Consider the following 24,248-nt stretch of genomic DNA (forward strand, 5'->3'; position numbering starts at 1 on the left):
CCCAACCCTCTCCCCGCGAAGAGCGGGGAGAGGGAGAAGAGGCAGCCTCACACCTTGTCGTACGTCAGCCCGCGCTCCAGCCGCCTTGCCACCAGTGTCGACGGAAACAGGATCGCAAAATAGATCAACGCCACGATGGTGTAGACCTCGAGCGGCCGGTAGGTGTCGGCGTTGATCAAGGTGGCGTTGTAAACGAGATCGGGCACCGCGATGATCGAGACCAGCGAGGTGTTCTTGAGCTGCGTCACCGACTGGTTGACATAGGGCGCCATCATCGGCTTCAGCGCCTGCGGCAGGATCACGAGCCGCATCAGCCGCCAGCCGCGGAAGCCGAGCGCCTTCGCCGCGTCCCACTGCCCGACCGGCACGCTCTCGATCGAGCCGCGTACGATCTCGGCATAGAACGCGCCGCCATAGAGCGATAGCACGCTGACCGCTGCGACATGCGCCGGGATGTTGACGCCGATCACGACTGGAAACGCGTAGTAGAACCAGATGATCTGCACCAGCAGCGGCGTGCAGCGGAACAGCTCGATATAGGCGATCAGCAGCCAGTCGATCACGGGAATCCGCCGCAGCCGCAGCATGCCGACGATCAGGCCGATCAAGGTGCCGAGGATGATGGTGCCGATCGTGTAGGCCATGGTCCAGCCGAGCCCGAGCCAGAACAGATGGCTGTACTTGGCGAGGATCCCGAAATCCCAGACGTAGTTCATCCTGCCCCTCGGTTGACTCTAGTTTTGACGCGTTTTCTTCACGCGAACCGGTGCCCACTTCGCTCGAAAACGCTTTGCGTGCCTGCTTGACGTCCCAGCATCGCAGGCGGCCTCGCGCGAGTCACGCGATATACCGGCCCGGCGAGAAGGCCTTCACGTCGAACGGCGGCGCCGCGCCCGCGATCATCGCCGCGACCGCGGCGCCCGTTCCGGGACCGGTGGTGAAGCCGATATGCTGGTTGCCGAAGGCGAGCCAGAGGCCGCGATGCCGCGGCGCCTCGCCGATCATCGGCAGGCTGTCGGGCAGCGTCGGCCGCGCGCCGCGCCAGCGCTCGCCGACTGCATCGCCGAATTCGACCACGCCGCGCGCCATCGGCACCACCGCCTCGAGCTGCGCATAGTTCGACGGCGCATCGCGCGCGGTCAGCTCGACGCCGCTGGTGACGCGAACGCCCTGCTCCATCGGCGTCATCAGAAATGCACCCTCCGCATCGTGGATCGGCCGCAACAATTTGCGTGCCGGGTTCGGCACGAAATGCTGGTGATAGCCGCGCTCGAACGCCAGCGGCACGCGATAGCCGAGCGGCCGCAGCAGCTCGGCCGACCACGGGCCGAGCGCGACCACGACATGGCGCGCAGCGATCTCGCCGTCGGCAAGCTGCACGCGCCACCCGTCGTCTCCTTGTGAGATCCGCCGGATCTCGGATTGCCGCACGGTGCCGCCGCTGGCGGCGAGCATCTGCGCATAGGCCTTGACCACCGCGCCGGGTGAATCGACCGATGCCGTCTGGCTGTGCAGCAGGCCAACGCTGTAGGCAGGGATGATGTTCGGCTCGAGCGCGGAGATGGCCTGCCGGTCGAGCACCTCGCTCTTGATACCGAATTCGGCGAGCGCCGCCTGCTCGGCTTTGGCGGTCGCGAGCCCGTCGCCGCGCCAGGCCTTGAGCCAGCCGGTCTCACGGATGCGATGGCCGGCGCCCGCCTGCACGATCCAGTCGCGATGCAACCTGATCGACGCCCCGATCAGGCCGTGCAGCGCGGCGGCGCGCGGTTTGGTCTGCGACGGTGTCGCCGCGGCGAGGAAGCGGATCACCCAGCCGGCATTGGCGACCGCCCACGGAAGATTCCAGCGCAGCGCCGGGTGGGTGTTGGTCAGGTATTTCGGCAGGTTCTTTAAAAGCGATGGCGTGTTGAGCGGCAGGATCGAGCCGGACGAGATGATGCCGGCATTGCCGTAGGAGGTCTCGCTGCCCGGCTCGCGACGATCGACGATGACGACGGAGAGACCACGCTGCCGTGCGGCAAGGCCGGCGGAGACGCCGACCATGCCGGCGCCGAGCACGACGACGTCAACCTGATGTGCGGACGTGTCGTCGGTCATGCCGTTACATCAAGGTCAGGCCGCCATCGACCGGCAGCGTGGCGCCGGTGATGTGGCCTGCTTCCGGCGACAGCAGGAAGGCGACGACGGCGGCGACCTCGTCGGCCTCGGCCAGCCGCTGCATCGGATTGGCCATTGCCACCCGCTCCCAGGTCGCGGTGTCCAGCGCGCCGAACAGGCCCGGATCCTTGCGCGTATAGCCGGGCATCACGGCATTTGAGGTGGCGCCTGATGCCGCGAGCTCGATTGCGAGCGACTTCACCAACACTTCGAGCGCGGCCTTCGCGGCGGCCGATCCCGGATAGGTGGCGCCGGGCACGAAGCGATGCGGCCCGAAACTGGAAACCGCGACGACGCGACTCTGCGCGCTGCGCGCGAGGTCGGGCAGCGCCGCAGCCGCGATCTCGTGGAATGCCGCCGCCATCACGGCAAAGGCACGCTCCAGCGCCGCGCGCGGCAGGCTGGCGAACTCGCGGCGGTCGGCAAAGCCCGCGGCATGCACGATGCTGTCGATCGGCCCGAATGCGGCGCGCGCAGCCTCGACCAGCGACGCGCCCGCGCCGGCCATGGCGAGATCGCCGGTGGAGACCGCGACCTTGGCGCCCTTGCTGCGGCATTCCTCCGCAACCGAATTCAGCCGCGCGAGCCCGCTAGCTTCGGCGCCCTGGCCATGCAGCATCAGCCCCTGATCGGGGCCCGCGAGCCGGCGTGCAACCGCAGCCCCGATGCCGGAGCCGCCTCCCGTGATGATTGAAACGCGCATGAGGTGCGTGCTGTCAGTGCGATAAGAGAAGACGAACTATAGGTTCGGCGTCGCGAAATGCAAACCGCCGCCGTCAGTTCAACGCCACGGCTCGACCAGTATCTTGGTGTGCGCCTCGGGATTGGCGAGATCGGCAAACGCCTGCGCAACGCCGTCGATGCCGACGCGGCCGGTGACCAGCGATGCGGCATCGACCTGGCCTTCCGCGATCAGCCGCAGCGAATAGGCGAACTCCTCCGGCGTGTAGCCGAGCACGTACTGGACGTTGAGCTCCTTGATGATGCCGAGCATCGGCTCGGACTTGTCGGTCTCCATGCAGACGCCGACCACGACGACACGGGCGCTGCGCGGCGCGCCCTCGAACACCTGCTGCAACACGCCGGGCACGCCGACGCATTCGAAGATCAGCGCCGGCTTCAGCGGCGGCAGCAACGCCTGCAGCGGCGGCCGCGCCGCCTTCTCCGCTTCGCTCATCTGGGCGTGCTCGGCCCAGCTCGCGTAAGGCTGCGTCTTGGCGGGGTCGACCACGACATCGGCGCCCATCTTCTCGGCGAGCAAGCGTCGCGCCGGCGAGTAGTCGGCGGCGACGATCGGGCCGAGCCCCTTGATCTTGAGTGCCGCGATCACCGCAAGGCCCACCGGCCCGCAACCGATCACCAGCGGCACCTCGCCGCCTTTGATGTTGGCCATCGCCACCGCGTGGACGCCGACCGCAAGCGGCTCGGTGAGCGCGGCGTGCTCGGCGGCAAGTCCGTTCGGCACTTCGAGCAGCAGGGGCTCGCTGAGCAGCATCTGCTCGGCATAGGCGCCGAGATAATCGTTGGAATAGCCGATGCCCTTCGGGCCCTCCGGCGTCAGCAGCGCCGGCAGCGAGCAGACGCGCGTGCCGGGCTTCAGCTTGCGCGTGGTGCCCGGGCCGTAATCGAGGATCTCGCAGCAGAACTCGTGGCCGAACACCACGTCGCGCGACAGATCCATCGGCGTGCGGCCGGGCAGGAACTTGCTCAGCTCTACCATGCGGTGGGCGTGCTTGCGCGCGTGCAGATCGGAACCGCAGATGCCGCAGGCGAGCGATTTGACCAGCACCTGGCCGGCGCCCGGCTTCGGCTCGGGCATCTGGTCGACGACAATCTCGCCATTTCTGAAGATCGCTGCGCGCATGTTTCCTCCCGCGTGGGTTTCTTCCCACTCATTTTGATGCGTATTTCGTCCCGCGAAATACACTGTCGCGGATCAAGTCCGGGACAGGCTTTCGCTGCGGGAGGCTATAGCACGGAGGGTCACCACGTATAGCGCATAACGCCTTTGCCGGCGTAGGACCGGGTGACGTTGGAGAACTCACCCTCGAAGGTCGCAGCCGCCGACCAGCCGTGGCGCCACTTGATCTCCGCCGAGGCCGTGGTCAGCGCGGACTCGCTGGCCTGCGCCGCACCGTTGACCACGAAGGCCGCCCCCGGCAGCGCCTGGAACACGGCCGCGGCGCCGCGGTTCGGATTGAAGTCATGCGCCCAAGCGACGCGGCCGCGCAACGTCACGATGCCGCCATCGACCGCAAACGACTTGTCGCTGCGCAGGCCGAGTTCGCTCCTGACATCGGTGACGCTCTTCGCCGCATAGTTCAGCGCGAAGGCGCCGCCGCCGGAAACCACGCTCTCCGCATAGTTCGGCAACTCGAAGCTGGTGAACTGGGCCGCCGCGTAAGGCGTCAGCCCGATCCAGGGCGTGGCAGTGCGATAGCCGCCTTCGAGCCGTCCCGACCACGCATTGGCATTGAAGTTGGCGCGCAAATGATCGACGCCCGCAGCAGTGACGATGCGGTCAGTGGTGATGTCCTGCCAGCCATAGGCGAGCGCCGCGCTTAGATACGCCGCACCGACGTTGTGACGAACGAACGCACCGGCCTGGAACAGGTCCGAGCGGCCCCAACCGAGACCATTGGTGCTGAAGCTGGTGGCACCGCCCGCGAGCACAAGACCGGCAATGGTGTTCGGCGAGAAGCGGTAGTCGGCGCCGACCGCGGTGCCGTAGACGCTGCTGCTGGTGCTGTTGGAGCCCAGCACCGCATTGCCGCTGGTGGTCTGCGCGCCGCCATAGCCTGCCGCCCATATGCTCCAGCGCTGCTCGAAGTCGGGCTGCTGCGGCGGCGCCTTGGCATAAATCGCGGCCAGCGCATCGCGCGGCTCCGTCGTGCGTGCCGCAGTGGCCAGCGAAGCGCTTTCCTCCGCGAACGGCAGCGCGCTGGCGCCACCGCCACTGACACCGCCATCGCGTCCGGCGACGAACGGATCGGTCAGCAGGTGGAGGAACTGGTTCATCGCGTTGAACGTCGCCTGCTGCGATCCAGCCGCCCCCTCGCCCGAGGCCTGCGTCAGGCCGTTCGGCGACAGTCCAGCAAACACCACGTTGATGCCGCCATTGGCGTTGAAGAAGTTCTGCAGCGTGGTGGCAACATTGCCCTGGTTGACGTTGAGCTTCGATGCTGCACCATAATCAAGCGCGAGATTGAGATAGGCATGGTTCGCGTCATAGCCGAGCGTCGCGATCAATCCCGACGGCACCCCGGTTGAATCGATGCCGGCGAACGTTCCGGCGCGACCGCCGGCCGCCGACAGGATGGTGTATTGCCTGGCGATCGTGCTGCCGGCGGCGATGCTGACGCCGACCGATCCGGCAAGCGCCGCGGTCCCGCTCACATTGGTTGACGCCGCGGCGGTCGCATTGAGCCCGACGAGATACAACGCACCGGACTGGAAGGCCAGGTTGCCCGCCACGTTGAGGAATGCGCCCGGCGTCGCATTGCCGGGCAGCAGGATGCCGCCGCTTGCAATCGTTGTGTTACCGACAGTGCCCATGCCGGAGAGCGCACCGCCGGAATTCACCGTCACCGAGGTCGACGACACGATCGAGCCGTCGACTTGCAGGATGCCGCCATTGACGACGGTTGTGCCGGTATAGGAGTTGACGCCCGACAGGGTCAGCATGCCGCTGCCGGTCTTTTCCAGATTGCCAGGCCCGGCGGGGCCGCAACCGCAGGGATTGGAATCGGCGATCACGCCGCTGACGACGGTCGAGAGATTGTTGCCGCCGACCGCTAGCGTATTGCCGCCACCGATGTAGTAGGTGCCCGAGCCCGCGATCGAGCCTGCTGTGATGCGACCGTCGCCGTTCGGCCCAAGGCTGCCGCCGAAGTCGACATAGCCGGTTCCCTGGGTGATGAACTGCGCGGTGCCGCCGGTCGTGTTGTCGACGAACTTGACGCTCGCGCCGCTCTCGGTGGTGATCGTGGCGTTTCCGGCTGTCGCATATGCGGCGAAGATCAGCGCGCTGCCGGAGCGGTTGGTGATCGTCGCGTTGCCTGCGGTCGGCGCCTCGGTCGCCCCGCCGGACGTGCCGAAATAGGTCAAGCCGCTGTTGTCGATCGTCGCGTTCGCCGCGGTGCTGCTCTGGAAGAAGCCGATATAGCCGGTGGCGGACGTCGTCATCATCGCCGACGCAGCCGACGAGAACTCGAAGAACTGCGTCGAGCCGCCGTTGTTACCATTGGTAATGGTGGCCTGCCCCGCGTTGGTGTGGCCGAGGAACACAACGCCGCCGCCGTCATGGTTGTTGAACACGGCCTTCCCGGCCGTGCTGGTGTCCGAGCCGCCGGGAGGGCCCAGCGCGTCGCCGAACACCACGGTGCCACGGTTGCTGTTGTCGAACGTAGCGTTGCCGGCCGAGCTGCCGTCGCGGAAGATCGTGAGAGCGCCGTTGCTATTGCTCACGCTCGCATTGCCCGCGGTGCTGTTGTCGCGGAACTCCGTAGTACCGAAGTTCTGGTTGATGATCGTCGCCGTCGACGCCGTCGTGGAATTGTAGAACGTCGTGGTGGCGACCCCGTTGAAGCCGTCGTTGACGATCTTGGTGATGCCCGCCGTGTTGGCATTGACGATGTCGAACTTGCCGTCGACGACGACCTCGCCGACGATCGAGGCGGTGTGGCTGGCGTCGCCGAGTTGCAGCGTTGCGCAATTGCAGATCGTGGTGCCGCCGGTATAGGTGTTAGTGCCGGTCAACACCACGCGGCCAAGGCCAGCCGATGCGTCCAGCACCGTCAGTCCACCGGCGCCGCCAATGTTGCCCGAGTAAGTGAAGGTGTATCCGTTGCCGTCGATGCTGCCCCCGGTGGCGTTGATCTGCGCGTTGTTCGCGATCGTGTAGTTGCCACCGGCTTGCAGCGTCCCGCCGTCGAAGGTCAGCAAGCCGATGCCGATCGCCGACGAAACAATCGCGCCCGGCGTACCCACCGTGTCGACGTCGACCTGCAGCACGCTGCTGCCGCCGGCAACACCACAAGCGGTGCCGCAGATCGTGGTGCCGCCCGTATATGTATTCGTGCCGGACAGCACCAGCGTGCCACCCCCGTTGAGCACGATATCGCCGGCACCGCTGATGGCCCCCGACATCGTGTTGGTGGTACCGGCCGCGACGGTGATGACGGGATCGCTGTTGATGATTATGCGGTTGGCGATGTTGAAGCCGTTGCCGTCCAGCACCAGCTTGGTGAGACCTGCAAGCGTCTCGCCCATCGTCAGCGTGCCGCTGCCGAGTGCGTTGCTGTTGCGGATGACGAGCGTCGATCCGTCGCTCACCGAGGTGCCGCCGGTGTAGGCGCTGGCACCGGTGACGATCAGCGAGCGCCCGCCATCCAGCTTGACGGCAACCGAGGCGTCGGTGGCCAGGCCGTCGAGGCCGGTGATGCTGGAGATGGTGACATCGCCCGAGGCGCCGGCCGCACTGGTTTGCAGGAACGTCAGGCTGGCGCCGACGCCATTTGCAATCGCAAGATTGCCGCTGAGCGTTCCGCCAATCGACGTCAGCGTATTGGCTCCGCCGGTGAAGCCGATCGCGTTGCCCTGCGCACCCGGGCCGCCGCCGCCGGCAATCGTTCCGCTGTTGACGATGGTCAAGCCGCCGCCGACGATCCCGGTACCGCCGGTGCCTACTGCACCGGGCCTGCCTCGCGTGCCGCCGGTGGTCGGCTCGCCTTGATTCGAGTAGATATCGGACACTTGCGCGCCGCCACCACCGCCGGTGCCACCGGAGATCGAGCCGGAATTCCTGATCGTTGCGCCTGACGCACTGACGACGATGCCGGCGCCGCCGTCACCGCCGCTGCCACCGACATCGCCGGCGCCGCCCGCGCCGCCATTGCCGCCCGTGATGCTGCCGCTGTTCGAATGTATCCCGGCGCCGGTGATGGTGAATGCAGCACCGCCCGCACCACCACCTCCGCCGCCGCCCGCAACTTGAGCTGAAGGGTTCGAGGCGTTGACGCCACCGTCGCCGCCCTTGCCGCCGTTGCCGGCCGACAATATCCCGGTGTTGTTCAGCGTCGCACTGGACGTTCCGCTGAGACCGCCGCCGCCGCCACCGCCGCCGCTGGCCGAGTCTGCGCGGGGCGTTCCAGCAGTGCCGTCCTGCCCGGCCGCGCCACCGGCGCCGCCGCTCCTGAGATTGCCGTCGGGACCGCCGGCGCCTCCGGCAGCGCCCGCGGCACCGCCACCGCCGCCACCGCCGGTGCAGATGCACGACCGGTTCGGCGCGCCGCCGTCGCCACCGACCCCGCCATTGACGCCCGGAACGCCGCCGACACCGCCATATTGTCCCGTCGACTGATAATCACCCTCGCCGCCGACGCCGCCGTTTTGCGCGAGGACCGGCCCCGCCAATAGACTCACTGAAAGGATGATCGCGGCCGCCAGCCAGCCCTGCAGGCGCATTCGCGCGTAACCCCACTCCGGCATTCCCCCAGCCTCAAATCGACAGTGCCGCGCGAGCGCGGCTTGACCCGAATGGGCTATCTTGCAATTCGCGGGGGAAGCGTCTTCTCAGGCCGTGCACGGTCATCGCGCCGCCCCGGATTCAGGGCGGCTGTTGTAAAATGGATACGCGATGTCAGGCGTTTGGCGACGGCTCGCTGGCCACCGCCACCAATTGCGAGCGGCGCATGCGCTCGCGGTGCGCGGTGTAGAGGCCCGAGGCGACGATGAAGCCGGCGCCGAGGATGGTCCAGCGGTCGGGCACTTCGCCGAAGATCAGGAAGCCGAGGATGCTGACCCAGAGCAGCTGCGTGTAGGAGAAGGGCGCCAGCACCGAGGCATCGCCGTAGCGGAACGCAAGCACCACGATCCACTGTCCGACGGTGGACGCAACGCCGATCAGGATGCCGAACATGATGTCGTGCCAGCTCGGCGTAACCCAGACGAACGGCACCAGCGCGCTGACGATGGCGACGCCGACGATCGACGAATAGGTCATCACGGTGATCGGACGTTCGCTGCCGCTCATCATGCGAGTCAGGATCAGCGTGCCGGCCCAGGCCAGCGCCGAGACGATCGGAAAGACCGCCGCGGGATGGAAGGCGCTGGTGCCCGGCCGCAGGATGATAAACACACCAGCGAGGCCGACCGCGGTTGCGATCCAGCGGCGCATGCCGACCTTCTCACCGAGGAAAGCGATCGACAGTGCGGTGACGAACAGCGGCGAGACGAAGCTGGTGGCTGAGGCCTCGGCGATCGGCAGGAAGCCGAGCCCCGTGATGAAGATCAGGGACGAGCCGAGCAGCGCGGCGCCGCGCAGTACATGCAGGCCGGGACGGCTGCTGCGCAACGCGAACAGCGGCGTGCCCGGCAGCATCGCCGGCGTCATGATCAGCGCGAACACCAGGAAGCGGATCCAGGCGATCTCGATCGAGGGCAGCGAGGACGACAGATATTTCGCGGTGACGTCGGAGGTGCCCAAAAACACCGTCGACAGCAGAATCAGCGCAATGCCCTTGAACGGCCGGTCGGTGCGGGCCGGCGCCTTGCGTGCAACGGATGTTTTCGCGGGCAATGCAAGGGGAACGCTGTCCAGCCTGGCGGCTACGGCGGGGGGCGGTGTCACGGCAATCTCGAAGGCGAAATAAGGGTAATCTGCTATTCGTACAGAACGCCAATTCCGCCGCAAGAACAATGCCCGAAAACGGGACTCCGATATGCAGCAGCGCGCGCGACCGCCCGCCGCAGCCTGTGCGCGGCCGCAACTGCAACAGTTTGTTAAGAACTGTGTGGTGCGGAGCTTCCAGTGAATCCCGCGAATTACAGCATCGGCAGCGAGCGCGGCTTCGGCCCGCGCGGGAACGCCGCGTCGAGCGCGACGATCTCGTCGCTGGTGAGCTTGAGCGCTCCCGCTGCGGCATTCTCCGCCGCGTGGTCCGCATTCGACGCCTTCGGAATCGCGAGCACCGACGGCAGCCGCGTGAGAAAGCTCAGCGCGACCCGGCGCGGCGTCGCCTGGTGCGCCTGCGCGATCGATTGCAGTACCGCGCCTGATTTGCTCGATAGCGCGGGAAAATCATTGTGGCCGAACGGCGAGTAGGCGACCACGGCCACGCCATGCTGCTCGCACCACGGGATCACGGCGTGCTCGATGGCGCGCTCGCGCAGATGGTAGAGCACCTGGTTGCAGGCGATCTTGCCCTCACCCGCGACATCGAGCAGTTCATCGAGATCGTCTGCGTCGAAATTGCTGACGCCCCAAAAGCGGATCTTGCCGGCCGCGATCAATTCGTCGAACGCCGCGACCGTCTCGGCGAGCGGATAAGTTCCGCGCCAGTGCAGCAGATAGCAATCGAGGCGATCGGTCTTCAGCCGCTTCAGCGAGCGCTCGCAGGCGATGATGGTGCCGCGACGCGAGGCGTTGCTCGGCAGCACCTTCGAGACCAGGAACAGCTCGTCGCGGCGTCCGGTGATCGCATCCGCGATCACGAGCTCGGCGTCGCCATACATCTCCGCCGTGTCGATATGCGTCATGCCGGCGTCGATGCCGCGCTTCAGCGCAGCGATCGCCGCCTTGCGGTCACCGCGATCGAGATACCAGGTGCCCTGCCCGATCACCGAGACCTGCGGGCCGTTGTTGCCGAATTTTCTTGTCTGCACGATCGCCTCGTTCTAGCTCGCCCCACGCCGAACGATAGTGCAAACGAGTGACAATGTCTCTTCATCGTCGTCCCGGCGAAGGCCGGGACCCATTACCACAAAAGTCAGTTGTGAAGGTTGCTGCGGCCCCAGCGTGGTCCAACAACGTAGATTTGGGATTATGGGTCCCGGCCTTCGCCGGGACGACGGCGAATATGTTGCGCGCTCTCACCAATCCCAACGGCGCGGATCCTCCGATCCGCGCCCTTGTTGCTCGCGTTACGCGCGGTCACACGTTGAGATTCATCCACACCGCCTTCGGCTCGGTGAAATTGTCGAGCGCGGCGGTGCCGTGCTCGCGGCCGAGGCCGGAGTCGCGTTCGCCGCCCCACGGCAACCGCACGTCGGTGTAGCCATAGGTGTTGATCCACACCGTGCCGGCGCGGGCCTTCTTGGCGAAGCGCTGCACGCGGCCCATATCGGCGCTCCAGACGCCGGCAGCGAGGCTGTAGGCGGTGCCGTTGGCGATGCGCAGCGCATCGGCCTCGTCCTTGAACTTGATCACGCTGACGACGGGACCGAAAATCTCCTCCTGCGAGATGCGCATCTCATGCGCGACATTGGCGAACACCGCGGGGCTGATGAAATAGCCACGATCGCCGACGCGTTCGCCGCCGGTGGCGAGCTGCGCGCCCTCGTTCTTGCCGATCTCGACATAATCGAGGATCGAGCGCATCTGCTTCTCGGAGATGACAGGCCCAAGCACGGTGGCGCGGTCGGCGGGATCGCCGATGCGCAAGGCTTCGGCACGAGCGACCAGCCGTTCGACCACCTCGTCATAGGCGTTCTCCTGCACCAGCACGCGCGAGCCGGCCGAGCAGACCTGTCCAGCATTGAAGAAGATGCCGGCGGCAGCAGCCTTGGCGGCGGCCTCGAGATTGGCGTCGTCGAAGATCACATTGGCGGACTTGCCGCCGAGCTCAAGCGAGACCCGTTTGAAGTTGCCGGCGGCGCCCTTCATGATGCCGCGGCCGACGCCGGGCGAGCCGGTGAACGTCACCTTGTCGACATCGGGATGATTGACCAGCGCATCGCCGACGACGCGGCCGGGGCCGGTCACGATGTTGAGCACGCCCTTCGGCAGCCCCGCTTCGAGCGCAAGCTCGCCGATCCGCAGCGCCGACAGCGAGGTCAGCTCGGCCGGCTTCATCACCACCGTGCAGCCGCAAGCCAGTGCCGGCGCGAGCTTCCACATGCCGATCATCAGCGGGAAATTCCACGGCACGATCGCGGCGACCACGCCGACCGGCTCGCGCACGGTGTAGGTCAGCGCATCGTCGCGCGTCGAGACCACATCGCCGCTGATCTTGTCGGCCCAGCCGGCGTAATAGGTCAGCGTATCAATGGCGGCGGGAAAATCCTGGCGCAGTACCCCCGCGATCGGCTTGCCGGCATCGAGGCTTTCCAGCGCTGCGATCTCATCGGCATGCTGCTTGAGCAGCTCGGCCCATTTCAAGAGGATATGGCCGCGCTCGGCGGCGCGCATGGTGCGCCACGGACCTTCGAAGGCGCGGCGTGCAGCGGCGACCGCGCGGTCGACATCCGCCTCATTGCCTTCGGCGACGACAGCGATCACCTGCTCGGTGGCGGGATTGAGGGACTTGAAGGTCTTTCCTGACAGCGAGCGGACGCGGGCGCCATCGATCAGCAGCAATTCGTCCCGAACGGTCGGAGCGTGGGCGTCGCGTTCATAGTCATATGCAACTGACATCATATTTCCTCCTGGTGTTGTGACTCAACGTAGGAGGCTTTGATCCTCAGTAAATATGATATCTTGTGCCTATTGGTATACCAGGATATGAAGTCCACTTCATAAATGGTGACCACGATGCTGCAGATCGAGATCGAGACCGTCTGGCGCTTTCGGAAAGAGAACTCACCGCAGACCGCGGTCGTGATGCTCGGCATCCTCAACGAGATCAGGAAGACCGGGAAGATCACCAGCGCCGCCAGCGATGCGCAGCTGTCCTATCGCCATGTCTGGAATCTGATCGAGCAATGGTCCGGCTTCTTCGGCGTGCCGCTGGTAGAGACCCAGCGCGGCAAGGGCTCGAAGCTGACACCGTTCGGCGAGAGGCTGGTGTGGGCCGGCGAGCGCATGCAGGCGCGGCTCGGGTTGCAGCTCGAGAACCTCGCGCAGGAACTGGTCACCGAGATCAAGCCGTTCCTCGAGCAGCGGCCGCAGGTCATCCGCGTCCATGCCAGCCACGGCTTTGCCGTGTCCAAGCTGCGCGAATTCCTCGATCGCGAAGGCGGCGTGGGCGTCGATCTCCGCTACGTCAGCAACCAGAACTCGCTGGTCTCGCTGGCGCAGGGCGCCTGCGATCTTTCCGGCGTGCATCTGCCGCACGGCGAACTCCGCGCGCGGGGCATCAAAGCCTGCCGGGAATGGCTCGACCCGCGCGAGGACCGTGTGATCAATTTCGTCACGCGCGAGATGGGCCTGATGGTCAAGCGCGGCAACCCGCTGAAGATCACGTCGCTGAAGGACCTGGTCGAGCGCAAGGCCCGCTTCGTCAACCGCGACCATGATTCCGGCACAAGGCTGCTGTTCGATCAATTGCTGACGCTGCACAAGATCCCGCAAAGCCGGATTAACGGCGCCCAGCACATGGAGTTCACTCATGCCGCGGTCGCGGCCTATGTCGCAAGCGGCATGGCGGATGCGAGTTTTGGCGTCGAGGCCGCCGCACGGCAGTTCGGCCTCGATTTCATTCGCCTGCTCACGGAAGATTACTTCTTCGTCTGCAAGCGCGCATTCCTCGAGACCGAGCCGATGCAGCGGGTGCTCGACATCATGAAGAGCAGCGAATTTCACAAGGCCGTGGGCGCACTGCCCGGCTATGTCGCCTCGAATACCGGCGCCGTCAGCGGCGTGAAGGATTTTCTCGAGAAGATGCATTCCGACCGCTGATCAGCCCTGTGCCGTGGCGGCTGGACTCGTCGCGATCCGCCGCGCTATATTTGATATTATATAGCGAAAAGACTGGACGTTGCCGATGCGACCACCCCGCTCCGCCATTGCCATCCGCCATGTGGCGTTCGAGGATCTCGGGCTGCTGGCCCCGATCATGGAGCGTGCCGGCTGGAGCGTGTCGTTCTGCGACGCGCCGGTCGACGACCTCTCCGATCGCGCGATTCGCGACGCGGACCTCCTGATCGTGCTGGGCGGGCCGATCGGGGTCTATGAGACCGACATTTATCCGTTCCTCTCGACCGAGCTTGCACTGCTGGAGCACCGGTTGCGCCGCGGACTGCCGACGCTCGGCATCTGCCTCGGCGCGCAACTGATGGCGCAGGCGCTGGGCGGCCGCGTGTTCCCGGGTAAGGTGAAGGAAATCGGCTGGGGCCAGATCGACCTGACGGCTGACGGCAAATCATCCTGCCTGCGCAACCTGCAGAGCAAAGTGCTGCATTGGCACGGCGACACCTTCGACCTGCCCAAGGATGCCGTGCGGCTGGCCTCGAACGGCAACTACGAGAACCAGGCCTTCGCCTGGGGCCGCAACACACTCGCGCTGCAATTCCATCTCGAGGCCGATCCGCGGCAGCTCGAGGAATGGTATGTCGGCCACGCCGTCGAGCTGTCGGCGGCGAAAATCTCGGTTCCAGAGCTGCGCGCGACGACGCAAGCGCTGGCAAGGCCGATTGCCGTGCAAGCCGAGCAGGTGTTCGGCGACTGGCTCCTGTCCATCGCGCCAAGCGACGGCGTGCTTCGTTCCAGCGCAGGTGCCTGAACAGGCGCAAGCTTTGCCGCTGTGGCGATCGCAATCAGGAGCTTGCCCCCGATCGCGCGCCCGCACTGACGGCATAGCTGCCGGACCCGTAGACCGCGATCATCGCGAGTGCGCCGAGCAGGCCGAGATTCTTCAGAAAGTTGATGGTCTGGGTCATGACCTGCGCCTCCGGTGCCGCCCAGAAATTGTGAAACATCAGCGTCGCGGCGATCGTGAACAGGAACAGGATGATGGCGGCGGGACGCGCGAATAGGCCGAGCACGAGCGCGACACCACAGCCAAGCTCGACCGCGGTCGCACCGGCCGCAAGAACCGCACCGATGCCGTCGGCGCCGCCGAGGCGTCCGGCGGTGACGGAAAAGGCCATCAACTTGCCGATGCCGCTGTAGAGGAACAGCGGCGCGATCGCCAGCCGGGCAAACAGCAGCACCAGGGAATCGGGAAGTCGTGCTGCGCCGGCATTCGCGGCGGTATGGGTAGAACTTGACATCAGAGGATTCCTTTCGTGTCGATCGTTACTCAGCCAGCGCCGTGTCGATGGCCGCGGGCCGGCTTGCGGCGGCCCATCCAAGCGAGCCGATCGCGAAAGCGCCGACGATCGCCGCACCGCCGATCACCCAGAACACGATGTCAGGACCACCGGTCACCTGCTGCAGCAACCCGATCACATAAGGCCCGAGGATCGCGCCGACCCGGCCAACCCCCAATTCCATGCCGACGCCGCTGGCACGCAGCAGGGTCTCGTATGAGCCCGCGGTGAAATTGTTGAGCACGTGCTGCGCGCCGATGATGCAGAAGCCGGCGATGGCGACGATCGCGAGATTGACACCGTGACCGCTGACGAACACCAGCGCCAGCACGGCAATGCCGCCGGTCAGCCACCATGTGGCGAGGTAGCGCGGCGTTAGCGACATCTTACGGTCGGCCAGCATCGCAAGCGTCAGCCCGCCGACGAACGACATCGCCTGCATCAGCGCGCCGAAGCCGAACGATGCGGCAAAGGTCTCGCCGCGCTTCTGCATCACGGTCGGGATCCAGCCGGTCAGGCCGAAGATCGCGAACAGGCTGAGGAACGCGGTGATCCAGATCGTCAGCGAGACGCGGCGGTAGCGCGGACTCAGCAGCGCTGCGATCGGGTTCGGCACGCTGCCGGCATCGCCGGAGACGAAGCTCGCACTGCGATAGACCGCGGCCCGTTCCGGGCGAAGCCGCGCCAGCAGCGCGCGCAACTCCTCGGTGCGGCGCCGCGCCGCCAGGAATTGCGGGCTTTCAGGCAGCACCGCGTGCGCGACCAAGGTCAGCGGGATCGATAGCGCGCCGAGGTAATAGAGGATCTGCCAGCCGTAATGCGGCGTCAGATAGACACCGACGAGCCCGGCACAGACGCCGCCGAGCGACCAGCCCAGCGTCACGCCCCATAATGAGAATGCGTTGCTGACACGGCGCGGCGCCAGTTCGTTGACGAAGGTCGTGCCCAGCGGCAACAGCACGCCGAGACCGAGACCGGTCGCAAAGCGCAGCGCGCAGAAACTCCAGAAATCGCTGCCGATCGTTGCAGTCAGCAGCGTGAAGACGTTGACGATCCAGAGGCCCGCCAGCAGCGTGCCGCGCCGGCCGAGCCGGTCGGCGACCGTGCCGTGACCGACCGCCCCGAACAGGAATCCGACGAGGCCCGAACTCACCAGCAGTCCCGCCTGGCTCGGCGACAGTCCCCATGGCTTTGCCACATAGTGGATGACATAGGCCGGATTGAACGTGTCATAACCGTCGAACAGCGTGATGAGCGTGATCAGGATGCCGAGAAGGATGTGCAGCCGGCCGACGGCCGCACTAGACAACTCCTCATGCACGTCGATGTCAGGCGAAGTGCTCACGGTTTCCTCCATTGCAACTGATGCTGCGCCCTGCTCTGCGGCAGGTTGAAATCACGCGTCTTAGAGCTTGAACAGGCTGCGGGCGTTGTCGCGGCCGATCTTGGTGCGGTCGCCTTCGGCGATGGTCGCGGTGTCGAACCACTCGGCGGCATGGTCGATGTTCTCGAACGGCCAGTCGGCCGAGAACAGGATGCGGTCGGCGCCGATCTCGAGCATCGCGTCGATTAGCGCCTGGGTGCGGAAATTGCCTGACGTCGTGATGTAGAAATTCTCCCGGAAGTAATCCGCGATCTTGCGTTTGGCCGGATAGACGTTCTGGGCGCGCATCCACTTGTTGTGGTTGTCGACGCGCCACATCGAATACGGCAGGCCCTCGCCCATGTGGCCGAGGATGATCTGCAGCCGCGGATAGGCATCGAACAATCCCGAACCCATCAGGCGCAGCGCGTGCACCGCGGTTTCCTGGCCGAACGCCCAGGTCGGCCCCATCAGCCATCGATGCCCCTCGTAGATCGCGGCGTCCTTCGCCAGCGGATTGCGCGGATGCAGGTAGAACGGAACGTCGAGACGCTCGACCTCGGACCAGAACGGCCAGAACTCTTTGCGGTCGTAATAGACAGCGCCGTCGTGGCCTTCGACCTCGCTGAAGCCGTTGACGAGGGCACCGCGGAATTTCAATGCGCTCACGCAGCGGTCGAGCTCGCGTGCGGCGGCTTCCGGGTCCTGCATCGGCAGCGCGGCCAGGCCCTGGAAGCGCTGCGGCCGTCGCGCGACCTGCTCGGCCAGAAAGTCATTGGCGCGGCGCGACAGTTCGAGCGCGCGGTTGCGGTCGGGAATGGCCTGGATCGCCGGCGCGTTGAGCGACAGCAACATCAGTTCGATGCCGTGCGCATCCATCTCGGCAAGACGGCGGTCCTGGATGTCGAGCAGCCGGGCCTTGAGCTCGACCCAGTCGTCGGCAGGCGAGAAGCCTGCGCTGTCGCGAACCGTCTCCTCGATGGCGAAGTGCTCCTCCAGCGCGATCTTTCCCTGCATGGCGTCGTCCTTTCCGGCTCGTGCCTCGTTTCCGTGTTGACAGGACAAAACATCCGGTCCAAATATTTGTCAATGAGAATGTTGCATATGCAAATGATTGAAATGCAACTGTTGTCGGTGCGAAGATCGGCGGCTATTCCGAGCGGACGTCTGCTGCCAGGAACTAAGCCCGGACCTAAGCCCATGTACCGATTTTCAAATTCGCTACCCTATCTGCTCGCCCGGCTCGGCGTGCGGATGGGAGACCTCTTCGTCCGCGTCATCCGTCACGAGAAGTTGACGCTGCCGATGTACCGCGTGCTCGCCGCGCTTTCCGAGCAAGGACACCCGCTGCGGCTCGGCGAGATCGCCGAGCTGACGTCGGCCGACGTCTCGACGCTGTCGCGCATCGTGGCCGAGATGAGCCGCGCCGGCCTCTTGACGCGCGACCGGCCGGAGAACGACCAGCGCAGCCTTCAGGTCGCGCTGACGCCCAAGGGCGCCGAGCTGGCCTCCCGGCTGATGCCGATCGCCCAACACTATGAGGAAGTCGCAACCGGCGCGATGTCGGCGAAGGAAGCGGACGAGCTCAAGCAGGTGCTGGTCGAGCTCTACAAGAATCTCGATCGGCTCGAGCAAGAGGTCGAGGCCGGCCTGATCGAGGTGCCTGCAGCGGCCGCGCAGAAAGAAACGCGCGAGCCCAAGGTCGACGTCAAGCGCGACGCCAAAGGCAGCGCGGGCCGCCGGCGCAAGATACCGAGGAAATAGAGCCACAAGTTCAGGGAGAGGACATGCGCAGGGATCCGATCATCATTGCAGGCGGCGGCATCGGCGGACTGGCCGCGGCGGTCGCGCTGGCCCGCAGGGGATTCCAGGTCACCGTGCTGGAGCGTGCGCCGCGCTATCAGGAGATCGGCGCCGGCATCCAGCTCGGACCGAACGCCTTCCACGCCTTCGACCATCTCGATCTCGGCGATGCCGCCCGCTCGATTGCGGTGTTCATCGATCAGTTGCGACTGATGGACGCGATCTCCGCCGAGGAGATCACCAGCATGGATCTCACCAGCTATTTCCGCCAGCGCTTCGGCAATCCCTATGCGGTGGTGCATCGCGGCGACCTGCATGGCATCTTCCTGCGCGCCTGCGAGGCACATCCAGGCATCGCCTTGCGTAGCGATTGCGATGTGGTCGGATACGACCAAGACGGCGAGACGGTTGTTGCGCGGCTCAAATCCGGCGAGCGCATCGAAGGCTGCCTGCTGATCGGCGCCGACGGGCTCAGGTCCCGCATTCGCCAGCAGATGGTCGACGACGGCCCACCGCGCATCGCCGGCCACACCACCTATCGATCGGTGATTCCGACCGAACAGATGCCGGAGGATCTGCGCTGGAATGCCGCGACCCTATGGGCCGGCGCCAAGTGCCATCTGGTGCACTACCCGTTGTCGGGCTGGAAGGTGTTCAACCTCGCAATCACCTGCCACAACGATCCAGCGGAAGCGTTTGCCGCCAGGCCCGTGACCCATGAGGAGGTGCTGGAGGGCTTTCGCGATGTCCATCCCCGCGCCAAGGCAATCATCCACCACGGCAAGGACTGGAAGGCCTGGGTGACCTGCGATCGCGAGCCCACCGAGCGCTGGGTCGACGGGCGCGCGGTGCTGCTCGGCGACGCCGCGCATCCAATGCTGCAATACTTTGCCCAGGGCGCCTGCATGGCACTGGAGGACGCGGTCTGGCTCGCCGAGCTGCTGGGCGAGATGCCGGATCGCTTCGAACATGCTGTGGAAAAGTACCGGCAGGTTCGGCTGATGCGCACGGCGCGGGTCCAGCTTCAGGCCCGCGAGCTCGGCACCCACGTCTATCATCCGGCCGGCGTACACGCGCTGCTGCGCAATCAACTCATCCGCGAGACCAGCCTCGAGAAGTTCTGCGACAAGCTGGCTTGGCTGTACGAATCGCCATTCCCGGAAAGGCCGCGTGTCGCAGCCTAGCCGAGCCCGCTGATATCGGCGACCAGCACCGTGCCCGTCACCGATTCCGTGATGTAGAGCCGGTCGCGGTTGGCGCCGCCGATTGCGACATTGGTGCAGCTTTGCCCGGCGCAGGACTTGATCCGCGCGATGCACTCGCCGTTCGACGCGAACACGAAGACGTGGCCGAGCGAGGCGTGGGCGACGAACAGCCGCCCCGCTCTGTCCATCGTCATGCCGTCGGGTCCGCTGGGGCCGAACAGCGAGCAGAAGCGGCCGACCTTGGAGATGCTGCCGTCCTTCATGAACGGCGCGCGCCACACCGCATTGTCGCGCGTCATGGCGACGAACAGCACCGCCTCGTGCGGATCGAGCACCAGCCCATTCGGGCTGATGCCGGTGTCGATCAGGCAGTCCAGCGCTCCGCTCGCGCGCAGCCGATAGACCCGGCCGGTCGGATCGTGCAGCCCGGTCTGGCCCTGATCGGTGAAATAGATGTCGCCGTTCGAGGCGATGTGCAGATCGTTGCAGCCGCGGAACGATTCCGAATTGCGCGAGCGCAGCAGCGGCGTGACCTCGCCCGATCCGGCATCGAGCTCCATCAGCCCGTGCCGGTAATCGGCGATCAGGATGCGGCCCATCGGATCGATCTTCAGACCGTTCGGCCAGCCGTCATATTCGGCGACCTGCGTCCATGACTTGTCCGGCGCGATCCTGAAGATGCGGCCGAACGGAATGTCGACGATGTAGAGATTGCCAGCGACATCGAACGACGGTCCCTCGATGAAGCAGTCGGTCACCACGCCGGGCCGGTTGGCGTCGGCCCATTCGCTCGCCACCTTGCGGCGGAAGTCGGTCGGCACGGCGGAGAAGATCTCGGTCGGGATCAGTTTCGGCGGCGTTTCCAGGAACATCATTTTTTTGGTTCACCCGTTGGCGGAACGGGTGGGACCATAGAGGAAATCAACTGAGCGGCCAAACGTCCCCATCGTCATTGCGAGGAGCGAAGCGACGAAGCAATCCATCTCGACAAATCGAGGTATGGAATGCTTCGCTTCGCTCGCAATGACGCGGATAGAGCTTGCGCTCACAGCGGAACCAGCCGCCCTACTCCGCCGCCTGCGCGTTGCCATAGGCTTCCGAAATCATGTAGCCGGACAGCGTGCCGTAGGCCGCGGTCCATGCGGCGGCGACGTCGGACGTCCAGGCTTCGCCGAGGCCTTTCTCCAGGGTCCACAGCAATGCGCCGCCGACCACCGGATAATGCTCGGGCTTGGCGCCATAGCCGACATGGCGCCTGGCGAGCGCGCTCGCGGCGGGAAGCACCGACGGCAGATTGCTCAATCCATTGACGACGACGGCAAGCGTTCCCATCAGCTTCTTGCGCTGTTCGGTCATATCTGAGGGAAACATCGCCTTGACGCCGGGTGCGACCTCGAACAGACGGTCATAGAAGATGACCGCCGCCTGCTCCGAGATCGGTGCGACCTTGGCGAAGGTCTCTTGGACGAGCTTGACCTGGTCTTCCGTCATGTGTGCCTCCGTGCACGCTGCTTCCTCGCCGCGCCATTGCGGCGAGGCAGAAAAAGCTCTCACGTGAGCGACGCGCTGCTCATGCCGCCTCGACGAAGCTGTGGCGCTCATAGAGGAATTCGAGCACGCGCTGCCGGCACTTCAGGTAGCCGGGGTTGGTCGCGAGCTCGAGCCGCTTGCGCGGACGCGCCAGCGGCACCTCGAGCACCTCACCGATCCGCGCGCTCGGGCCGTTGGTCATCATGACGATGCGGTCCGACAGCAGCACGGCCTCGTCGACGTCGTGGGTGATCATCAGGATGGTGTTGCCGAGCTTCTGGTGCAGCGCCATCACCGAATCCTGCAGATGCGCCCGGGTCAGCGCGTCGAGCGCGCCGAACGGCTCGTCGAGCAGCAGCACCTTCGGCTCCATCGCGAGCGCACGCGCGATGCCGACGCGCTGCTTCATGCCGCCCGAGATTTCGCTCGGCCGCTTGTCCTTGGCATGCGCCATCTGCACGAGACTCAGATTGTGCATCACCCAGGCGTCGCGCTCGGCCCGGCTCTTGGTCCTGGCAAACACCTTGTCGACGCCGAGCTTGACGTTCTCGTAGACGGTCAGCCACGGCAGCAGGCTATGGTTCTGGAACACCACGGCGCGATCCGGCCCCGGCGCGTTGACCTCGCGGTTCTCCAACAGCACGCCACCATTGGTGGCGCCGGTAAGGCCGGCGACGATGTTGAGCAGGGTCGACTTGCCGCAGCCGGAATGGCCGATGATCGAGACGTATTCGCCCTTCTCGATGGTCAGGTTGATGTCCTTCAACACCTCCGTTGTGGCGCTGCCGCGGGTGAAAATCTTGTCAATGTGATCGAGCTTCAGATAGGCCTGCATGACTGGTCCTCCTCAGTTCGCAGCCGTGCCGCGGGTCACGATCTTGCCGAGGCCAGCAATGAGCCGGTCGAGCACGAAGCCGATGATGCCGACATAGAACAGCGCCAGGATGATTTCGCTGATGTGCGAGGAATTCCACGCATCCCAGATGAAGAAGCCGATGCCGACACCACCGATCAGCATTTCCGCGGCGACGATCGCGAGCCACGACAGTCCGATGCCGATGCGCAGGCCGGTGAATATGTAGGGCGCGGCCGCCGGGATCATGATCTTGGTGAAGAACTCCAGCGGATTGAGCTGCACCACGGCGGCGACGTTGCGGTAATCCTGCGGAATGTTGCGGATGCCGACCGCGGTGTTGATGATGATCGGCCACACCGAGGTGATGAAGATGACGAAGATCGCCGAGGGCTGGCCGTCGCGAAATGCCGCGAGCGACAGCGGCAGCCAGGCCAACGGCGGGATGGTGCGCAGCACCTGGAACAGCGGATCGAGCCCGCGCATCGCCCAGACCGACTGGCCAACCAGCGTGCCGAGCGCGATGCCCGCGATCGCCGCCAGCGAATAGCCGTAGGCGACGCGCTGAAGGCTGGCGGAAAGATGCCAGAACAGACCCTTGTCGATGCCGCCATTGTCGAAGAACGGATCGAGGATCAGCTCCCTGGTGTCCTTGAACACTTTTGAAGGCGGCGGCAGGCTGGAGCCGGCGCGCCGGCAGATCAGCTCCCACACCACCAGCAGCAACGCGACCACGATCAGCGGCGGCACCACGCGCGCCGCGGCGTCCTTCGCCATCTTTGCGTAGGTTTCGGCGCGCGGCGCGCGCTTCGGCGTCATGGTTACGACCGGCGCCGCGGCAGCGACCGGCGGAATCGCCACCGCCGACATATCGGTCTTCATGGCAGGCATCGACATTGACAGATGATCTCCGTGGTCGAAGAACGGGCCGCGCAACGTGCGGCCCTATGGGCTCAACTCAGACGTCGACACGCTTGATGGACAGCGACTTCAAGTACGCGGCGGGATCGGCGGGATCGAACACTTTGCCGTCGAAGAAGGTCTCCTTGCCGCGCGAGGTCGAGGTGGGGATCTCCGATGCCGGCACGCCGAGCTCCTTGGCCGCCTCCTTCCAGAGATCCTCGCGGTTGACCTTGGCGATCAGCGCCTTGGTGTCGAAGCCCGCCTCGTACTTGCCCCAGCGGATGTCCTCGGTGAGGAACCAGAGGTCGTGGCTCTGATAGGGATAGGACGCGTTGTCCTTCCAGAACCGCATCTGCTGCGGGGAGTTCTCGACCACCCGGCCGGTGCCGTAATCGAACTTGCCCTTCATGCGATCGGTGATGTCCTCGACCGGGCAGTTGATCCACTGCCGCTTGGCGCAGATCGCGGCGGTCTCCTCGCGGTTCTCCGCCTTCTCGCACCATTGCTGGGCTTCCATCACCGCCATCAAAAGCGCCTTCGCGGCCTTCGGATTCTTGTCGACCCAGGCGGCGCGCAGGCCGAACGATTTCTCCGGATGCTTGTCCCAGAGCTCGCCTGTCGTGATCGCGGTGTAGCCGATCTCCTGATGGATGAGCTGCAGATTCCACGGCTCGCAGACGCAGAAGCAATCCATCGTGCCGACCTTCATGTTCGCCACCATCTGCGGCGGCGGCACCACGATGGTCTCGATATCCTTGTCGGGATCGATGCCGCCAGCGGCGAGCCAGTAACGAATCCACAGATCATGCGTGCCGCCGGGGAAGGTCATCGCGGCCTTCACCGACTTGCCGGAGGCCTTCTTCTTCTCCAGCGCCGTCTTGAACGGCGCGGTGTCGATGCCGACCTTGAGATCGGCATATTCCTTGGCGACCGAGATGCACTGACCGTTCAGATTGAGCCGCGCCATGACGTACATCGGCGTCGGCTGATTGTTCTGCGTCACCTTGCCGGCCGAGATCAGATACGGCATCGGGGTCAGGATATGCGCACCGTCGATGCCGTTGCCCTCGGAGCCGAGCACGAGATTGTCGCGCGTGGTGCCCCAGGAGGCCTGCTTCTGCACCTCGACATCGGGCATGCCGTATTTGGCGAAGATGCCCTTCTCCTTGGCGACGAACAGCGGCGAAGCATCGGTGAGCGCGATGAAGCCGAGCTTGGCTCCCTTCACTTCCGGGCCGGCGCCTTGCGCGAATGCGCCGGCGGGAAAGTTGAGCTTGGCTGCGGCGAGCAGCGCGGCGGCGCCGCTGGTGGCCTTCAGGAGCTGGCGACGGCTGATCGCGCGGCCTGGGGGCTTGTTGCTGGGCTTGGTCATCGGTCGTCCTTTGCGTCGTTGCATTACGGTGTTGCGTCTTTGCGTCGAGCACCGTCCGTCGGGTGGCGACGCGCGCAGGGCGCAAAAGGGCAT

20 protein-coding genes are annotated in these 24,248 nt (G+C 65.5%); 4 read left to right on the forward strand and 16 right to left on the reverse strand.

The window, feature by feature from the left end; genetic code table 11:
* Window positions 1-47 precede the first annotated feature (47 nt).
* The 8 genes from BraRD5C2_RS09920 to BraRD5C2_RS09955 all read right to left on the reverse strand — a co-directional run bounded on the left by BraRD5C2_RS09920 (window position 48) and on the right by BraRD5C2_RS09955 (window position 12,571).
* Window positions 48-716, reverse strand: coding sequence for an amino acid ABC transporter permease (locus BraRD5C2_RS09920; protein WP_097670409.1), 669 nt, complete (start codon window positions 714-716; stop codon window positions 48-50).
* 121 nt (window positions 717-837) lie between these two features.
* Complete coding sequence (locus BraRD5C2_RS09925) at window positions 838-2,097, reverse strand: NAD(P)/FAD-dependent oxidoreductase (RefSeq protein ID WP_223968093.1); 1,260 nt, start codon at window positions 2,095-2,097, stop codon at window positions 838-840.
* Window positions 2,098-2,101: 4 nt separating this feature from the next.
* Window positions 2,102-2,860: an SDR family NAD(P)-dependent oxidoreductase gene (locus BraRD5C2_RS09930; protein ID WP_223968094.1), complete on the reverse strand. Its 759-nt coding sequence runs from the start codon at window positions 2,858-2,860 to the stop codon at window positions 2,102-2,104.
* Between the two features lie 78 nt (window positions 2,861-2,938).
* Window positions 2,939-4,021 carry a zinc-binding dehydrogenase gene (locus tag BraRD5C2_RS09935; RefSeq protein WP_223968095.1) on the reverse strand — a complete coding sequence of 361 codons (1,083 nt, stop codon included), beginning with the start codon at window positions 4,019-4,021 and terminating at the stop codon, window positions 2,939-2,941.
* Window positions 4,022-4,140: 119 nt separating this feature from the next.
* The gene (locus tag BraRD5C2_RS09940) at window positions 4,141-8,646 is read right to left on the reverse strand and encodes an autotransporter domain-containing protein (protein ID WP_263009973.1); all 4,506 of its coding nucleotides are present in this window, start codon (window positions 8,644-8,646) and stop codon (window positions 4,141-4,143) included.
* Between the two features lie 151 nt (window positions 8,647-8,797).
* Complete coding sequence (locus BraRD5C2_RS09945) at window positions 8,798-9,787, reverse strand: DMT family transporter (protein ID WP_223968096.1); 990 nt, start codon at window positions 9,785-9,787, stop codon at window positions 8,798-8,800.
* A gap of 194 nt (window positions 9,788-9,981) precedes the next feature.
* Window positions 9,982-10,821: an aldo/keto reductase gene (locus BraRD5C2_RS09950; RefSeq protein ID WP_223968097.1), complete on the reverse strand. Its 840-nt coding sequence runs from the start codon at window positions 10,819-10,821 to the stop codon at window positions 9,982-9,984.
* Window positions 10,822-11,089: 268 nt separating this feature from the next.
* Window positions 11,090-12,571: an aldehyde dehydrogenase family protein gene (locus BraRD5C2_RS09955; RefSeq protein WP_223968098.1), complete on the reverse strand. Its 1,482-nt coding sequence runs from the start codon at window positions 12,569-12,571 to the stop codon at window positions 11,090-11,092.
* A 117-nt stretch (window positions 12,572-12,688) separates the two neighbouring features.
* Between BraRD5C2_RS09955 and BraRD5C2_RS09960 the strand changes: the two genes are divergently transcribed.
* Together BraRD5C2_RS09960 and BraRD5C2_RS09965 are read left to right on the forward strand one after the other, a co-directional pair.
* Window positions 12,689-13,774 (forward strand): substrate-binding domain-containing protein, encoded by a 1,086-nt coding sequence (locus tag BraRD5C2_RS09960; protein ID WP_223968251.1) that lies wholly within the window; start codon window positions 12,689-12,691, stop codon window positions 13,772-13,774.
* A gap of 85 nt (window positions 13,775-13,859) precedes the next feature.
* Window positions 13,860-14,597 carry a glutamine amidotransferase gene (locus BraRD5C2_RS09965; RefSeq protein WP_223968099.1) on the forward strand — a complete coding sequence of 246 codons (738 nt, stop codon included), beginning with the start codon at window positions 13,860-13,862 and terminating at the stop codon, window positions 14,595-14,597.
* A 34-nt stretch (window positions 14,598-14,631) separates the two neighbouring features.
* Here BraRD5C2_RS09965 and BraRD5C2_RS09970 read toward each other — a convergent pair whose 3' ends face one another.
* Genes BraRD5C2_RS09970 through BraRD5C2_RS09980 form a run of 3 tightly spaced genes read right to left on the reverse strand, consistent with a single transcriptional unit; the run spans window position 14,632 to window position 17,506 of the window.
* Complete coding sequence (locus BraRD5C2_RS09970) at window positions 14,632-15,087, reverse strand: DoxX family protein (RefSeq protein ID WP_223968100.1); 456 nt, start codon at window positions 15,085-15,087, stop codon at window positions 14,632-14,634.
* A 25-nt stretch (window positions 15,088-15,112) separates the two neighbouring features.
* A complete protein-coding gene (locus BraRD5C2_RS09975; RefSeq protein ID WP_223968101.1) occupies window positions 15,113-16,471 on the reverse strand; it encodes an MFS transporter in 1,359 nt (452 codons plus the stop codon).
* 60 nt (window positions 16,472-16,531) lie between these two features.
* Entirely contained in the window at window positions 16,532-17,506 is a 975-nt protein-coding gene (locus BraRD5C2_RS09980; protein WP_223968102.1) for an amidohydrolase family protein, read from the reverse strand.
* A 183-nt stretch (window positions 17,507-17,689) separates the two neighbouring features.
* On the opposite strand from BraRD5C2_RS09980, the gene BraRD5C2_RS09985 reads away from it, so the two are divergent.
* A complete protein-coding gene (locus BraRD5C2_RS09985; protein WP_223968103.1) occupies window positions 17,690-18,253 on the forward strand; it encodes a MarR family winged helix-turn-helix transcriptional regulator in 564 nt (187 codons plus the stop codon).
* A gap of 23 nt (window positions 18,254-18,276) precedes the next feature.
* The gene (locus BraRD5C2_RS09990) at window positions 18,277-19,476 is read left to right on the forward strand and encodes a 3-hydroxybenzoate 6-monooxygenase (protein ID WP_223968104.1); all 1,200 of its coding nucleotides are present in this window, start codon (window positions 18,277-18,279) and stop codon (window positions 19,474-19,476) included.
* Here the strand turns inward: BraRD5C2_RS09990 and BraRD5C2_RS09995 are convergent.
* The 5 genes from BraRD5C2_RS09995 to BraRD5C2_RS10015 all read right to left on the reverse strand — a co-directional run bounded on the left by BraRD5C2_RS09995 (window position 19,473) and on the right by BraRD5C2_RS10015 (window position 24,155).
* Window positions 19,473-20,372 (reverse strand): SMP-30/gluconolactonase/LRE family protein, encoded by a 900-nt coding sequence (locus tag BraRD5C2_RS09995; protein ID WP_223968105.1) that lies wholly within the window; start codon window positions 20,370-20,372, stop codon window positions 19,473-19,475. The genes BraRD5C2_RS09990 and BraRD5C2_RS09995 overlap by 4 nt on opposite strands.
* A gap of 190 nt (window positions 20,373-20,562) precedes the next feature.
* On the reverse strand, window positions 20,563-20,988 hold the full coding sequence (locus tag BraRD5C2_RS10000; protein ID WP_223968106.1) for a globin family protein: 426 nt from the start codon (window positions 20,986-20,988) through the stop codon (window positions 20,563-20,565).
* 79 nt (window positions 20,989-21,067) lie between these two features.
* Window positions 21,068-21,862, reverse strand: coding sequence for an ABC transporter ATP-binding protein (locus tag BraRD5C2_RS10005; protein ID WP_223968107.1), 795 nt, complete (start codon window positions 21,860-21,862; stop codon window positions 21,068-21,070).
* A gap of 12 nt (window positions 21,863-21,874) precedes the next feature.
* The gene (gene ntrB / locus BraRD5C2_RS10010; RefSeq protein ID WP_223968108.1) at window positions 21,875-22,777 is read right to left on the reverse strand and encodes a nitrate ABC transporter permease; all 903 of its coding nucleotides are present in this window, start codon (window positions 22,775-22,777) and stop codon (window positions 21,875-21,877) included.
* Between the two features lie 61 nt (window positions 22,778-22,838).
* The gene (locus tag BraRD5C2_RS10015; RefSeq protein ID WP_223968109.1) at window positions 22,839-24,155 is read right to left on the reverse strand and encodes a CmpA/NrtA family ABC transporter substrate-binding protein; all 1,317 of its coding nucleotides are present in this window, start codon (window positions 24,153-24,155) and stop codon (window positions 22,839-22,841) included.
* Between the last annotated feature and the right edge of the window lie 93 nt (window positions 24,156-24,248).

The sequence above is a fragment of the Bradyrhizobium sp. RD5-C2 genome (assembly GCF_019972155.1).
Taxonomy (GTDB): Bacteria; Pseudomonadota; Alphaproteobacteria; order Rhizobiales; family Xanthobacteraceae; genus Bradyrhizobium.

Bases quoted from the DNA above. Each gene is read 5' to 3' on its own strand.
- BraRD5C2_RS09930 (WP_223968094.1), bottom strand. From the start codon at position 2,860: ATGCGCGTTTCAATCATCACGGGAGGCGGCTCCGGCATCGGGGCTGCG.
- BraRD5C2_RS09965 (WP_223968099.1), top strand. From the start codon at position 13,860: ATGCGACCACCCCGCTCCGCCATTGCCATCCGCCATGTGGCGTTCGAG.
- BraRD5C2_RS09970 (WP_223968100.1), bottom strand. From the start codon at position 15,087: ATGTCAAGTTCTACCCATACCGCCGCGAATGCCGGCGCAGCACGACTT.
- BraRD5C2_RS10000 (WP_223968106.1), bottom strand. From the start codon at position 20,988: ATGACGGAAGACCAGGTCAAGCTCGTCCAAGAGACCTTCGCCAAGGTC.
- BraRD5C2_RS09925 (WP_223968093.1), bottom strand. From the start codon at position 2,097: ATGACCGACGACACGTCCGCACATCAGGTTGACGTCGTCGTGCTCGGC.
- BraRD5C2_RS09955 (WP_223968098.1), bottom strand. From the start codon at position 12,571: ATGTCAGTTGCATATGACTATGAACGCGACGCCCACGCTCCGACCGTT.
- BraRD5C2_RS09980 (WP_223968102.1), bottom strand. From the start codon at position 17,506: ATGCAGGGAAAGATCGCGCTGGAGGAGCACTTCGCCATCGAGGAGACG.
- BraRD5C2_RS09990 (WP_223968104.1), top strand. From the start codon at position 18,277: ATGCGCAGGGATCCGATCATCATTGCAGGCGGCGGCATCGGCGGACTG.
- BraRD5C2_RS09940 (WP_263009973.1), bottom strand. From the start codon at position 8,646: ATGCCGGAGTGGGGTTACGCGCGAATGCGCCTGCAGGGCTGGCTGGCG.
- BraRD5C2_RS09935 (WP_223968095.1), bottom strand. From the start codon at position 4,021: ATGCGCGCAGCGATCTTCAGAAATGGCGAGATTGTCGTCGACCAGATG.
- BraRD5C2_RS10005 (WP_223968107.1), bottom strand. From the start codon at position 21,862: ATGCAGGCCTATCTGAAGCTCGATCACATTGACAAGATTTTCACCCGC.
- BraRD5C2_RS10015 (WP_223968109.1), bottom strand. From the start codon at position 24,155: ATGACCAAGCCCAGCAACAAGCCCCCAGGCCGCGCGATCAGCCGTCGC.
- BraRD5C2_RS09995 (WP_223968105.1), bottom strand. From the start codon at position 20,372: ATGATGTTCCTGGAAACGCCGCCGAAACTGATCCCGACCGAGATCTTC.
- ntrB (WP_223968108.1), bottom strand. From the start codon at position 22,777: ATGTCGATGCCTGCCATGAAGACCGATATGTCGGCGGTGGCGATTCCG.
- BraRD5C2_RS09960 (WP_223968251.1), top strand. From the start codon at position 12,689: ATGCTGCAGATCGAGATCGAGACCGTCTGGCGCTTTCGGAAAGAGAAC.
- BraRD5C2_RS09985 (WP_223968103.1), top strand. From the start codon at position 17,690: ATGTACCGATTTTCAAATTCGCTACCCTATCTGCTCGCCCGGCTCGGC.
- BraRD5C2_RS09920 (WP_097670409.1), bottom strand. From the start codon at position 716: ATGAACTACGTCTGGGATTTCGGGATCCTCGCCAAGTACAGCCATCTG.